Source organism: Cupriavidus alkaliphilus (genome assembly GCF_014191175.1).
In the GTDB taxonomy this organism is placed as follows: Bacteria; Pseudomonadota; Gammaproteobacteria; order Burkholderiales; family Burkholderiaceae; genus Cupriavidus; species Cupriavidus alkaliphilus.
Genome location: NZ_JACHWE010000001.1, coordinates 129,819 through 142,639, shown reverse-complemented (window position 1 = coordinate 142,639; position 12,821 = coordinate 129,819). Strand labels below are relative to the sequence as shown.

General features: G+C 68.7%; 13 protein-coding genes. 5 read left to right on the top strand and 8 right to left on the bottom strand.

Annotated elements, in window-relative coordinates:
• The first annotated feature begins 305 nt into the window (after positions 1-305).
• Entirely contained in the window at positions 306-1,268 is a 963-nt protein-coding gene (gene corA / locus FHX60_RS00675; protein WP_018006324.1) for a magnesium/cobalt transporter CorA, read from the top strand.
• A gap of 12 nt (positions 1,269-1,280) precedes the next feature.
• Here corA and mtgA read toward each other — a convergent pair whose 3' ends face one another.
• The 8 genes from mtgA to mpl form a co-directional block, all read right to left on the bottom strand.
• Positions 1,281-1,982, bottom strand: coding sequence for a monofunctional biosynthetic peptidoglycan transglycosylase (mtgA, locus tag FHX60_RS00670; protein WP_112776905.1), 702 nt, complete (start codon positions 1,980-1,982; stop codon positions 1,281-1,283).
• An 89-nt stretch (positions 1,983-2,071) separates the two neighbouring features.
• Entirely contained in the window at positions 2,072-2,959 is an 888-nt protein-coding gene (aroE, locus tag FHX60_RS00665) for a shikimate dehydrogenase (RefSeq protein ID WP_183282275.1), read from the bottom strand.
• Positions 2,959-3,831, bottom strand: a complete 873-nt coding sequence (locus FHX60_RS00660) for an energy transducer TonB (protein ID WP_221209880.1) — start codon at positions 3,829-3,831, stop codon at positions 2,959-2,961. The genes aroE and FHX60_RS00660 overlap by 1 nt, the downstream gene beginning before the upstream one ends.
• A gap of 191 nt (positions 3,832-4,022) precedes the next feature.
• Complete coding sequence (locus FHX60_RS00655) at positions 4,023-6,137, bottom strand: ribonuclease catalytic domain-containing protein (protein WP_183282274.1); 2,115 nt, start codon at positions 6,135-6,137, stop codon at positions 4,023-4,025.
• A 240-nt stretch (positions 6,138-6,377) separates the two neighbouring features.
• Positions 6,378-7,118, bottom strand: coding sequence for a 3-oxoacyl-ACP reductase FabG (gene fabG, locus FHX60_RS00650; protein WP_092306374.1), 741 nt, complete (start codon positions 7,116-7,118; stop codon positions 6,378-6,380).
• Positions 7,115-7,780, bottom strand: a complete 666-nt coding sequence (locus FHX60_RS00645; RefSeq protein WP_183282273.1) for a chorismate--pyruvate lyase family protein — start codon at positions 7,778-7,780, stop codon at positions 7,115-7,117. The genes fabG and FHX60_RS00645 overlap by 4 nt, the downstream gene beginning before the upstream one ends.
• Entirely contained in the window at positions 7,777-8,391 is a 615-nt protein-coding gene (locus FHX60_RS00640) for a YqiA/YcfP family alpha/beta fold hydrolase (protein WP_183282272.1), read from the bottom strand. The genes FHX60_RS00645 and FHX60_RS00640 overlap by 4 nt, the downstream gene beginning before the upstream one ends.
• A gap of 11 nt (positions 8,392-8,402) precedes the next feature.
• Positions 8,403-9,791 carry a UDP-N-acetylmuramate:L-alanyl-gamma-D-glutamyl-meso-diaminopimelate ligase gene (gene mpl / locus FHX60_RS00635; RefSeq protein WP_183282271.1) on the bottom strand — a complete coding sequence of 463 codons (1,389 nt, stop codon included), beginning with the start codon at positions 9,789-9,791 and terminating at the stop codon, positions 8,403-8,405.
• 200 nt (positions 9,792-9,991) lie between these two features.
• Between mpl and FHX60_RS00630 the strand changes: the two genes are divergently transcribed.
• The 4 genes from FHX60_RS00630 (at position 9,992) to accB (ending at position 12,597) form a co-directional block, all read left to right on the top strand.
• Positions 9,992-10,681 (top strand): UDP-N-acetylmuramate--alanine ligase, encoded by a 690-nt coding sequence (locus FHX60_RS00630; RefSeq protein ID WP_183282270.1) that lies wholly within the window; start codon positions 9,992-9,994, stop codon positions 10,679-10,681.
• 37 nt (positions 10,682-10,718) lie between these two features.
• On the top strand, positions 10,719-11,267 hold the full coding sequence (locus FHX60_RS00625; protein WP_183282269.1) for a TlpA family protein disulfide reductase: 549 nt from the start codon (positions 10,719-10,721) through the stop codon (positions 11,265-11,267).
• A 197-nt stretch (positions 11,268-11,464) separates the two neighbouring features.
• On the top strand, positions 11,465-11,962 hold the full coding sequence (gene aroQ / locus FHX60_RS00620) for a type II 3-dehydroquinate dehydratase (protein ID WP_092306363.1): 498 nt from the start codon (positions 11,465-11,467) through the stop codon (positions 11,960-11,962).
• Between the two features lie 167 nt (positions 11,963-12,129).
• Positions 12,130-12,597 (top strand): acetyl-CoA carboxylase biotin carboxyl carrier protein, encoded by a 468-nt coding sequence (gene accB, locus FHX60_RS00615; protein ID WP_092306361.1) that lies wholly within the window; start codon positions 12,130-12,132, stop codon positions 12,595-12,597.
• Positions 12,598-12,821: the final 224 nt, after the last annotated feature.

Sequence of the window (12,821 nt, the reverse complement as noted above, 5' to 3'; positions counted from 1 at the left end):
CGCAGTCAGAACTGCGGGCGAGTGTCTTTCCGTGCCACCGGCGGCGCCTCCATGCGCGCCCGACGTGGCGGATCTTCCCTCTCCCGGCTAGCCAGCCAACCCAGGCAAACGCCATCGCCTTGTCCGCCTGCCCCGCGCAGCCGCGGGACAGCGCGATCACGCTTGCCCGTGGCCCGGCCTTGCGCGGCATGCCGCGGGGCCATGACGGGGCATGACGCAATACCTGGGAATGCGGCGAGCCGCCTGCGCTTGTCTTCGCGCTTGTCTTTGTTTTTCGTCGCAATCAGCAATAAGGAATCCCGGGGATGATCAACCTGTTCGTCCTGCAAAAAGGCCGGCTTGCCCAGGAGCAGGTCGACGAGCGCAATGAGCTGCTGCAGCACAAGCCGATCTGGATCGATGTCGTCAATCCCGACGACGAGGAACTGAACTGGATCAAGGAAGCCTATGGCGTCGCCCTTCCTGAACTGGAAGACCTGGGCGACCTGGAAGCGTCCGCGCGTTATTTCGAAGGCGAGGACGAGAACATCCATATCCGCACCGACTTCCTGCTCGACGAGGAAGAGGTGTCGCGCAACGTGCGCGTCGCCTTCGTGCTGACCAAGGACGTGCTGTTTTCCATCCACGACGAAGACCTGCCGGTGTTCCGCCTGGTGCGGCTGCGCGCGCGCATGCGCCCGGGTTCGGTGCGCAACGCCAAGGACGTGCTGATGGACCTGTACGCGACCGATGCGGAATATTCGGCCGACTCGATCGAGGAAATCTACGAACGCCTGGAAGAGGCCAGCCGCCGCGTGCTGGCCGAGAACGTGACCGATGCCGCCGCGGCCGACGTGCTGGAAACCATCGCGCGCGAGGAAGATCTGAACGGGCGCATCCGCCGCAACGTGATGGACACGCGCCGCGCGGTGTCCTTCCTGATGCGCAGCCAGCTGCTGTCGGCCGAGCAGCAGGACGAGGCGCGCCAGATCCTGCGCGACATCGACTCGATCGAAAACCACACCGCGTTCCTGTTCGACAAGATCAACTTCCTGATGGACGCCACCGTCGGTTTCATCAACATCAACCAGAACAAGATCATCAAATTGTTCTCGGTGGTGTCGGTGGCGCTGATGCCGCCCACGCTGATCGCCAGCATCTACGGCATGAACTTCAAGTTCATGCCGGAACTGGACTGGGGCGCCGGGTATCCTTGGGCGATTGCGCTGATGGCGGTGTCGGCGGCGATCCCGCTGGTGTATTTCCGCAGGAAGGGTTGGCTGAGCTGAGGCCGGGCGGCTTCAGTCGGGCAGCGTCGCTGCCCCCATCCGCCGCGCGATGATGCCCGCCTTGGCGCGGAAGTTCACGCGCACATTGGCGCAGTACTCCTTCTTGTCGAAGCACTTTGGCGCCGGCAGCGCCGCCGCCAGGCGCGCCGACTGGCCCACGCTGAGCTTGTCGGCGCTGGTGCGGAAGTAGTGCTGCGCCGCGGCCTGCGCGCCGAACACGCCCTCGCCCCACTCCACCGAATTCAGATAGATCTCGTAGATGCGCTGCTTGTCCAGCCAGAACTCGAGCATCCACGTGATGGCGAGCTCCTGGCCCTTGCGCAGGTAATGCTGCTCCGACGACAGGAACAGGTTCTTGGCCAGCTGTTGCGTGATGGTGGAGCCGCCGCGCACGATGCGCCCGCGCTTCTTGTTGCGCTCCCAGGCATCGAGCATGGCATCGAGCTCATAGCCGGGATGGTTGACGAAGTCGGCGTCCTCGCTGGCGATCACCGCGCGCTTGAGGTTGCGCGAGATGCGGTCGTACGGCACCCACTGCCGGTCGAGGCCGCAGCTCCACACGTTGATGCCGCACAGGCGCCAGCGCTCGGCGCGCATGAAGGTGGTGGTGGTGGGATTGAGGTACTGCCAGCTGGCGATCTGCACGAAGAAGTACAGCTGCATCGCCACCACGCCGGCGACCACGCAACCCAGCAGGTAGCCGAGCCAGCGCACCGGATTGAAGACGGCACGCGCCGGCGCCGCGTGGGTGCGCGCGGCACTGGCCGTGCGGTTGCGGTTGGCCACGGCCGGCGGCGTCCCGGTCAGCCCTTGCGTTCGGCCTGCAGCGCGGCGCGCAGCTCGGCCAGCACGGGCGCGGTGCGGGGCCGCACGCCGCGCCAGATATAGAAGGCCTCGGCGGCCTGCTCGACCAGCATGCCGAGGCCGTCGCTGACGCGCGCGCCGCAGCCTGCCGCGAACTGCAGGAACACGGTTGGCTCGGCGCCGTACATCATGTCGTAGGCCAGCACGCCTTCGCCCAGCAGGAACTCCGGCACCGGCGGCACCTCGCCCTGCAGGCTGCTGGACGAGGCATTGATCACCACGTCGACAGCCTCGTCCTCGGACAGGCCCTCGAGCGCATCGAGGCCGCCGCCCCACAGCTCGACGCCATACTGGTCGGCCGCCTCGACAAACTCTTCGAGCATGTCGCTGGCGCGCGACGCGGTGCGGTTGGCCACCACGATGCGCGAGGGCCGGCATTCGATCAGCGGCAGCATCGCGCCCATGGCCGCGCCGCCGGCACCCAGCAGCAGCACGCGCTTGCCCTCGATCAGCGTGTCGAGGTTGTCCTGGATATCGCGCACCAGGCCGATGCCGTCGGTATTGTCGCCATGGATCAAGCCCTCTTCGATCCACAGCGTGTTGACCGCGCCGGCGGCCTCGGCGCGCTCGGTCAGGCGGTCGGCCAGGTCATAGGCTTCCAGCTTGAACGGCACGGTCACGTTGCAGCCGTAGCCACCGTCGGCGAAGAACCGGCGCACGGTGTCGGCAAACCCGTCCAGCGGCGCCTCCAGGCGGTCATATTGCACGGCCTCGCCGGTCTGGCGCGCGAAGGCCCCGTGGATCGCCGGCGAGCGGCTGTGCGCGACCGGGTTGCCGATCACCACATAGCGGTCGGCGCTGGCTTGGGAAGAGTCAGTGGATGTCATCAGCGTGCCTGCAGGCGGGTTTCCAGCCCGCTGCGCGAAAACTTGAAAGTGGATATGACTTCGAGGATGTCCTGGCGCGCCGACATCTCGGCGGTAAAGGCGCCGAAGGGCGCGGCAGCGCGCACGATCGCCACCGCCTGGCGGTCCAGCGCGGGATCGCCCGAGCTCTTGACCACGTCGATGGCATCGACGTTGTAGCCATCGCGGTTGTAGCCCAGCTTGCCCTGCCGGTTGACGTTGATCACCAGGATCAACTGGCCGTAGAGCGGCTTGCCGTTGCGTTGCGGGAAATCCGTGGTGCCGCGCGCCTCGATCTTGCGGCGCAGCCGGTCGTAGTACTGCGCGTAGTCGACCGCCTGCGCACTGGTGGCGGTCAGCTGGAAACGCTTGGGCCGCTTGGCGTAGTGCTCCAGGTTGCGGCCGATCTCGGCTTCCAGCCTGGCCATCTCGTCTGCCGAGGTGCGCTCGTCCTGGCCGCGCAGCGGCGTGTCCTGGCGCTTCTCGCCCGGCCTGAGCGGCTGGTTGCGCACTGCGGGCGCGGCTTCGCGCGCCTGCGTCAGCAGGCGCTGCTGTTCCTGTTCCAGCTGTTCGACGCGGCGCTGCACCTGGCGCACCAGGTCGCCTTCCTGCGTCAGGGTCTGCGCCGGCAGCGGCGTGGTGGCGCGCTGCAGGTCATGGTCGCCGCCGCCGTCGAGGTTGGCCTGCGCCAGGGCGGTCGGGTTGCGCGGCTTCTGCGCGGACTTGGCATTGACCAGCACCACATCCAGCGCGGCGTCGCTGCGCTTGATCTCGAACACTTCCGGCGCGGCCACCCGCACCATCAGCAGCAGCGCGTGCACGGCCACGGAAATGGCCAGTGCCCGGGCCAGCATACTGCTGTGGTGCCACCTGGCATGCCACCAGGGGCGGGAAGCGGCAAGAGTGGCGATCACGATGGATGGATGAGGGCTCGGGAGACAACCGCGGCAGCACCGGCCGGTGCCGCTGGCAGAGCGGGAGACCGTGGACCGGGGCTCCGGATCAGACCCGCATTGTAAGGGAGCCCCGCAGATTTCCGAAGGCTTCAGCCGGCCGCCGGGGTGCCGGTGTCGCGCTCGCCCGACGCCTCGCCGCCGGCGTCGCCGTCCGCTTCGCCGTCCACTTCGGCCGGCTCCGGATCGGCCACGCCCGCGGCCTGCTCGGCGGCATCCTCGGCCGCGGCCTCGGCTGCGGCTTCGGCGGACAACTCGGCGGCTTCCTCGTCGCTTTCGAGCTCTTCTTCGGGGACTTCGCCTTCACCGGCGAAGATCTCGAGCACCCGGCACGAGACCTCCAGCGTGATCTCGTCGGTCTCGCCGATTTCCAGCAGCACCTGGGTGCCGCGCTGCGCCTGCACCAGCTCGGGCACGCGCGTGACCAGCGGGATCTCGGTGAAGCGCACCGCGCCTTCCTTGAGCACCGAGGCCACCAGGCGCTCGCGGTTTTCCTGCTTGAGCCAGCGCAGGCACCAGTAGCGCTCCATGGTCGACTGGTGGTCGGCATAGGCGGCGTAGGTGCCTTCAAAGTCGGCCACCGCGGCCAGCAGGTCGGCGTCCTTGGGCTTGAACGGCGCCACCAGCTTGGCGGTCACGCCGTGCTGGGCCACCGCCAGGATCTGCCACTGGTTGACCAGGTCGACATAGCGGCGCAGCGGCGAGGTGCTCCACGCGTACTGCGCCACGCCCAGGCCTTCGTGCGGCGCCGGGTAGGTCTGCATGCGCGTGCGGTGCATGCCCCACGCCTTTTGCGTGCGGTAGATGCCGGGGACGCCATGGTCCGCCAGCAGCTTGCCCCAGGTGCTGTTGGCCAGGATCATCATCTCGGCCACGATCTTGTCCAGCGGCGAGCCGCGCTTGCGCTGCTCGATGCGCACGCGCTGGCTGCCGTCGGCCTGGTCGTCGAGGTAGAAGTTGAAGTCGGCGCGGTTGTGCGTCTCCGGGCGCAGGCCGCTGGCCAGGCGCGCCCGCTGGCGCTCGTCGTACAGGTAGCCGGCAAAGTGCCACAGCCGGGTCAGCTCCTCGCGGAACGGGTAGTCGCCGGTGCCCTCGGCGAGCGAGGCCTCGGTGATGACATCGTCGAGCAGGTTGTGGCGCAGGTTGGCGGCGATCGGCACCATCTCGGCGCGGGTCTCGCTGCCGGTGATCAGCCACACCGACGGGTCCACCGTCACGTACAGCGACAGCGCCGGGCAAACCCGGCCTTCCTGCAGCGTGTAGCGCTCGACCACCGGGTCCGGCAGCATGGTGATCTTGTCGCCCGGGAAGTAGACCGTCGACAGGCGCTGGCGCGCGATCGCGTCGAGCGGCTCGCCGCGGCGGATGCCAAGGGCCGGCGCGGCGATATGGATGCCGATGCGCAGCTTGCCGTCGGGCAGTTGCGTTACCGACAGCGCATCGTCGATCTCGGTGGTGGTGACGTCGTCGATCGAGAACGCCTCGACCTCGGCCAGCGGCAGGTCGGCCGGCGGCTCGGGCACATCGGTATCGGGAAAGCCGGTGCCCTTGGGGAAGCACTCGGCGAGGAACTTGGCCTCGTGCAGCGCGCGCGCGCTGGCGACGCCGCCGGCGGCCACCATCAGCCGCATCGGCGACATGCCGAGCGCGCTGCAGGCGGCGTCCATGGCCTTGTATTCCAGGCTGTTCTTGTCCGGCTTGAACAGCAGCTGCAGCACCTTGTTGCGGAACGATTCCGGCAGCGTCAGCGCCTTCAGCTGGTCTTCATATTCGGCCTGCACCAGCGCCTGCTGGCGCTTGCGCTCGAGCGCGGCCAGCGCGGCCTTGAGCTGGTCCTCGGGCGCGCGCTGGTAGCGGCCGCGCCCCTTGCGGCGGAAGTACACCGGATTGCCGTGCAGCGCCATCGCCAGCGCCGCCTGCTGCACCGCGCCGGGCTCGGCCCCGTAGTATTCGGCGGCCAGCTCGGCAAAGCCGAACTCGGCCTCGGGCGCGCATTCCCACAGGAAGTCCAGGTCGATCTCGGCCACCAGCTCGCCGGTCTGGCGCACCAGCTCGGGCGCCGACGGCTGCGCGAACTGCAGCAGCACGTCGCGCGACTTGACCTTGGTGCGCTTGCCGGCCGGCAGCTCCACCTGGTAAGCCTCGCCCTGCTGGTTCAGCACGGTGCCGGCGCGGATCTCGCCGCCTTCTTCGAACAGCAACTGCATCGATCGGTACTTTCAACTATGCGCGGAACCGCGCCGGGCGGCCCTGTGGCCAGCGCTGGAGCGGATCCTGTGGGAGAAATGGTGCCACCGCGCGCACCCGGACATCAACGCGTGGGAACGGGAACGGGTGCGGGGCGCGAGGGCCTGTCGGCGGCCTGCCGGCGACCGGCAATGACCCGGCCTGAGACCTGGCATGATACCGCACCCCGGTCCGGCCAAGGTCCGGCCAAACCCCGGGGCTCAGAGCGACATGCCGCCGCTGGCCTCGATCGCCACGCCGTTGACGTAGCTGGCATCGTCGCTGGCCAGGAAGGCGTAGATGCTGGCGATCTCGGCGGGCTCGGCCAGCCGGCGCAGCCAGCACGACGACTTCATGCCGTCCAGCACCTTGTCCGGCACGGTCGCCAGGATCTCGGTGTTGACGAAGCCCGGGCACACCGCGTTGACGCGCACGCCCTTGGGGCCGAGCTCGCGCGCCCAGGTCTTGGTGAAGCCGATCACGCCGAACTTGCTGGCCGCGTAATTGGTCTGGCCGAAATTGCCGTACAGGCCGACCACGCTCGAAGCGTTCAGGATCACGCCCTTGCCCTGCTCGGTCATCAGCCCGGCCACGGCCTGCGCGCAGTTGAATACGCCCTTCAGGTTGACGTCGATGACGGCATCGAACTGGGCCTCGGTCATCTTGGCCAGGCGCGCGTCCTTGGTGATGCCGGCGTTGTTGACCAGGATATCGACACGCTCGTGCGCGGCCAGCACGGCGGCGACCATGGCGTCGACCTCGTCGCGGCGCGTCACGTCGACGCGGTAGGCCGATACGGTGGCGCCGGTGGCCGCCAGCCTGGCGGCGGCCTCGCGCACGCGCGCTTCCTGCACGTCGCACAGCACGACGATGGCGCCGTCTTCGGCAAAGCGCTGCGCGGTGGCAAAGCCGATGCCGGCGGCGGCACCGGTGATGATGGCAACCCGACCCTGCAGTTTCATCTCGTGGTCTCTTTCTTGATTTCGGTAGTGTGTGTCGAAACAGGGCCTCGGTCTGTCGTCCGCATATATTTGGGATGCGGTACCGCCTCGGTCCCCGGGGATGGCCGCGACAGCAGGTCTGGCAGGAACACTTCTGTCACGAGCATGACGCCGCCGCCGCGCCGGAACACCGAGCGCCGCGCGGTCAGCATGGGCACTGCCGCCATCTCCGGCAGCACGCGGTGCAGGGCCTGGCGCAGCGGGTGGTGCGGCAGCAGCCGCGCAAACTGGAACGGCTCGCGCCGCACCGCCGGATCGACGAACAGGCGCCCGCCCAGCGGACGCTCGCCCAGCCCGCGCAGGAACGGCCAGTCGCGGCGCGCATGGCGCAGCCGCACCACGGTGTGGGCGAATACGGCGGGGATGTCGTCGCAGATCAGCAGCACCTCGCGCGTCAGCGCGGGAGTACGGTCGGCCTGGCCCAGCGCCTGCCATTCGTCGGCCAGCGGGCGCCGCGGCGCCTGCAGCAGCCGCGCCACGCGAAAGCGCGCGGACGCGGCCACCAGCCGCGCCGTCAGCGAGCCGTCATCGCCGGTGACCCAGCGCCGCAGGTTGGGCGGGATGGCCGCATCGAAAGCCAGGTGCGGGCTCCAGCCGCCGCGGCGCACCGACTGCGCGCTCATGCCGCGCCGGCGCCGGCCGGCACCTTGCCGCCGGGACCATAGCCGCAGAAGGCGAGCACATCGTCGACGTAGTCGGCAAATTCGCTGATGCCGTGGTCGCTGCCCTCGATCACGCGGATGTTCGCGCCAGGGCAGGCCTCCAGCATTTCGCGGTAATCCAGCACCTCGTCGCCGGTGGCGGCGATCAGGTAATAGCGCTCGGGCCGGGTGATGGGGTCCACGCGCAGGTCCAGCAGTTCCTGCAGGTGGCGGCGTTCGACCGTGACCGAACCGCCGCCGTGCCACAGCGGCTGTTCGCCCAGGTAGCTTTCGAGGTCGGTCCAGGGATGGATCGCGGGATTGAGCAATACGGTCTTGCAGCCGTGCCGCTCGCCCAGCCAGCGCGCATAGAAGCCACCCAGCGACGAGCCGACGATGGCGATCTCCTGGTCGCCGCCCGCCTGCGCCGCCCGGATCGCCGCCTCGGCCTGGGCCACGGCCAGGGCCGGCGAGACATTGAGCGTGGGGCAGGCGTAGTAGCGGCCCACGCCCCACTCGCGCATGCGCGCCTGCACCAGCCGGGCCTTGAACGACTGGGGCGAAGAGCGGAATCCGTGCAGATACAGCAGCATGGCGAGTCCGGTCAGCCCGCGCTGCCCTGGGCCAGCGCGTCCAGCAGCTTCTGGTGGACGCCGCCAAAGCCGCCGTTGCTCATCACCAGCACATGGTCGCCCGGCCGCGCCGCGGCGCGCACCGCCTGCACCAGCGCGCCCAGGTCCTGGAACGCGGTGGCGGTGGCGCCCAGCGGCGCCAGCGCTTCGGCCAGGTCCCAGCCCAGCGCATCCTTGCCGGCGGGAGCGCCGTAGCCGAACACCAGGTCGGCCTGCTCCAGGCTGGCCGGCAGCTGCGCCTTCATCACGCCCAGCTTCATGGTGTTGGAACGCGGCTCCAGCACCGCCAGGATGCGGGCATTGCCGACGCTGCGGCGCAGCCCGTCCAGCGTGGTCTGGATCGCGGTGGGATGGTGGGCGAAATCGTCGTAGACCGTGACGTCGTTGGCCACGCCGCGCACTTCCATGCGGCGCTTGACGTTGGCGAAGCGCGACAGCGACGCGATCGCCTGCACGGCCGGCACGCCGACGTGGCGCGCGGCGGCAATCGCGGCCAGCGCGTTCATGCGGTTGTGGGTACCCTGCAGGTCCCACACCACGGTGCCGGCAACGGCGTCGCCGAACCAGACATCGAACGCATCCTTGCCCGGCGCCGCCTCGGTGCCGGCGGCGTCGCTCTCGCGCCAGTCGCCGACGCCGAACTGCTCCACTTCACTCCAGCAGCCGCGCTCCAGCACCCGCGCCAGGCTCTCTTCCACGCCGTTGACGACGATCCGGCCCTGGCCCGGCACGGTGCGCACCAGGTGATGGAACTGGGTCTCGATCGCGGGCAGATCCGGGAAGATGTCGGCGTGATCGTATTCCAGGTTGTTCAGGATGGCGGTGCGCGGGCGATAGTGGACGAACTTGCTGCGCTTGTCGAAAAACGCCGTGTCGTACTCGTCGGCCTCGATCACGAAGAAGTCCGACTCGGTCACGCGCGCCGAGATGCCGAAGTTCTGCGGCACCCCGCCCACCAGGAAGCCAGGGTTGTAGCCGGCGTCCTCGAGGATCCAGGCCAGCATCGAGGTGGTGGTGGTCTTGCCGTGCGTGCCGGCCACCGCCAGCACCCACTTGCGCGCCAGCACGTGCTCGCCCAGCCATTGCGGGCCCGACACGTAAGGGAGGTTGCGGTCGAGGATGGCCTCCATCAGCGGGTTGCCGCGCGAGACCACATTGCCGATCACGAACAGGTCCGGCTCCAGCGACAGCTGGGCGGGGTCGAAGCCCTCGATCAGTTCGATTCCCTGGGCCTCGAGCTGGGTGCTCATCGGCGGATAGACGTTGGCATCGCAGCCGGTGACGCGGTGGCCGGCCTGCTTGGCCAGCACCGCCAGGCCGCCCATGAAGGTGCCGCAGATGCCAAGGATATGAATATGCATGGGTTCCCGGAAAGACTTGAAGCCCGCAGGCGTGGGGATTCGGGCCCGGCGGCGCGGCGGCTGGGTTGCAGCCGTGTCGTGCGGTGCGGCGGCCGGGCAGGAAGCCTTCGATTGTACCCGAGCGCCAGCGCCCTTCGCTGCACTGCGGCAGCACGGGCAGCGCCGCAGCGCGACCGCGGACGCCTCCGGTATCATGGGGCATGAACCGACGTACCGCCCCAGACCCCACCCGCCTGCGCGAGGAAATCGCCCAGGCCGCCGCCCGCATGATTGCCGAGGACGGTGCCGACTACGCCACCGCCAAGCGCAAGGCCGCGCGCCAGGTGCTGGGCGAACAACGCGTGCCGGGCGAATGGCTGCCCGACAACGAGCAGGTCGAGGCCGAGGTGCGCGCCTATCAGGCGCTGTTCCACGCCGACAGCCAGCCGCGCGTGCTGGCGCTGCTGCGCCGGCTGGCGGTGATGGCAATGCAAGACCTGGCGCCGTTCCGGCCCTATCTGGTCGGCGCGGTGCTCAACGGCACCGCCACGGAACACTCCGATATCTATCTGCAGTGCTTCTGCGACAGCCCCAAGGACGCCACGCTGCACCTGATCAATGCCGGGGTCGATTTCGAAACCAGCGAAAGCCGCCACTTCGGCGGCCGCGGCGAGGTCGAAACCCTGAGCTTCCTGTGGAAGGGCCAGTGGCCCGACCGCCGCGAGGCGCGTCTCTTGGCCGGCGAAGTCCGCGCGGAACTGGGTGCGCCAGTCGGCATCCATATAGCACTGTATGATGCCGTCGATGAACGCGGCGCAGTGCGCACGGATGCCTCCTGGCGGGCAGCCCGCGCCGATGTGCAGGCCGTGCAGGCCCTGCTGGATGCCGCTGACGCCGCCGGCAACGCCTGAAGCCCCCGCCTTACCTTCCATTGGTCAAGCCACCTCCATGACTAAAACCGTCGCCCCACCCGTCCGCCGCTCCCGTCTCTGGCTGTGGATCGCTGTCGCCGTGGTCGCCTGTGCCGCGGGTGCGCTCGCCGGGCATTTCGTGTTCTCGCCGAAGCCCGCCAACGATCAGGCCGTCGAAACCCTGTTCCAGTCGCGCCTGCCGGATCCCGCCGGGACCGAACTGGATCTGGGCAAGTTGCGCGGCAAGACCGTGGTGGTCAACTTCTGGGCACCGTGGTGTGGGCCGTGCGTCGAGGAAATGCCGGAGCTGACTGCCCTGCATGAGGAGTTCAAGCATCGTCAGGTGGAATTTGTCGGCATCGGTATCGATTCCGCGGCCAACATCCAGCAGTTCACCCAGAAGGTGCCGGTGGCGTATCCGCTGGCCGTCGCTGGCTTCGCCGGCACCGAGTTGTCCCGGAATTTTGGCAACAGCGCCGGCGGCCTGCCCTACACGGTGGTCATCAATCCGGACGGATCGGTGAAGTATCGCAAGATGGGCCGGGTCACGGCGGACGAACTGCGTGCCGTGCTGCCGCGCACCTGAGTCACAACTCCCGCCAATATCGCGGAATTTCGGCTTTTTTGAAGGATTCGTCCCGGCTGCGGACCGCTTTGGTGCGAAAGTGCTCAAAAGGCCGCCGAGCTCTCGGCGAGCGCCCCCAAGGCCTGTATCGCGTGCTAGACAAATCCCTCTAAGCTACGGTAATCTCCGCGCAATTTCGTTGATCTGGTCGAGCCGCCGTGACTGCATCCCGCTCTATCCGTCGCTCACCCCGCTACCGCAAGGTGCTGGTCCTGCACGGGCCGAACCTTAACCTGCTGGGGACGCGCGAGCCGGAGACCTACGGGCACACCACGCTGGCCGATATCGACGCGGCCCTGGCCGAACGCGCGGCGAAAGCCGGCGCGTCGCTGGAGACGTTCCAGTCCAACCACGAGGGGGCGCTGGTCGACCGCATCCACGCCGCTCGCGCGGAAGGGGTCGAGTTCATCATCATCAACCCGGCTGCCTATACGCACACCAGCGTAGCGCTGCGCGACGCGCTGGCCGGCGTGGCGATCCCGTTCATCGAGGTGCACCTGTCGAACGTGCACCGGCGTGAAAGCTTCCGGCACCACTCGTACTTCTCGGACGTGGCGGTCGGGGTGGTCTGCGGGCTTGGCTGGCAGGGTTACCTGCTGGCGCTGGACTATGTACTGGGCCAGGAGCAGCCCCCGCCCGACAGTTCGGGGAGCTGAACCCCCGCAAGGATTTTTTCGACAACCTGCGCGCGCCGCCCGGCGGCCTGCGCCCGTTGGCGTGCCTCGGCACGGCGGGTGCGGATTTCCGGTGGCCGGCACAACGATTGTTCCGCCACGGCCCGTCCCGGGCAGCGGCGGAAAACCCGATTCAGGAGGATAAAAAGATGGACCTGCGCAAGCTGAAGACGCTTATCGACCTGGTGGCCGAATCCGGCATCTCCGAGCTGGAAGTCACCGAAGGCGACGGCAAGGTACGCATCGTCAAGCAACCGCCGCAAGTCGTCGCCGCGCCGATGGCCATGCCGCAGATGCAGGCCCTGCCCGCCGCCGTGCCGGCCGCGGCCGCCCCGGCCGGCGCCGCCGCACCGGCTGCCGAGCCGGTTGCGCAGCTGCCCGCCGGCCATGTGGTGACCTCGCCGATGGTGGGCACCTTCTACCGTGCCCCGTCGCCGGGCGCCGCGCCCTTCGTCAACGTCGGCGACGCCGTCAAGGAAGGCCAGACCGTCTGCATCATCGAAGCCATGAAGCTGCTCAACGAGATCGAGTGCGACAAGGCCGGCGTCATCAAGGAAATCCTGGTCGAGAACGGCCAGGCCGTGGAATACGGCCAGCCGCTGTTCGTCATCGGCTGATCCTGACCGGCATGCCGGCCCCGGGGCTGCCGCCGGCCGCGCAAGCGGCCTCCCGGCGGCCCGTCCCACGCGGCATGCCACGGCGCTTCCGGCGCCAGGGACGTTGTGGGCTTCGCGGCCCGTTCCGTGCAGTTCCATGCAATTCCCGCAGTATCGCGGCCCGGGTGGCCACAGGCCATCACGGAGCGCGCCCGGCGCGCCATGGCGCCACGCAGCGGGACCGC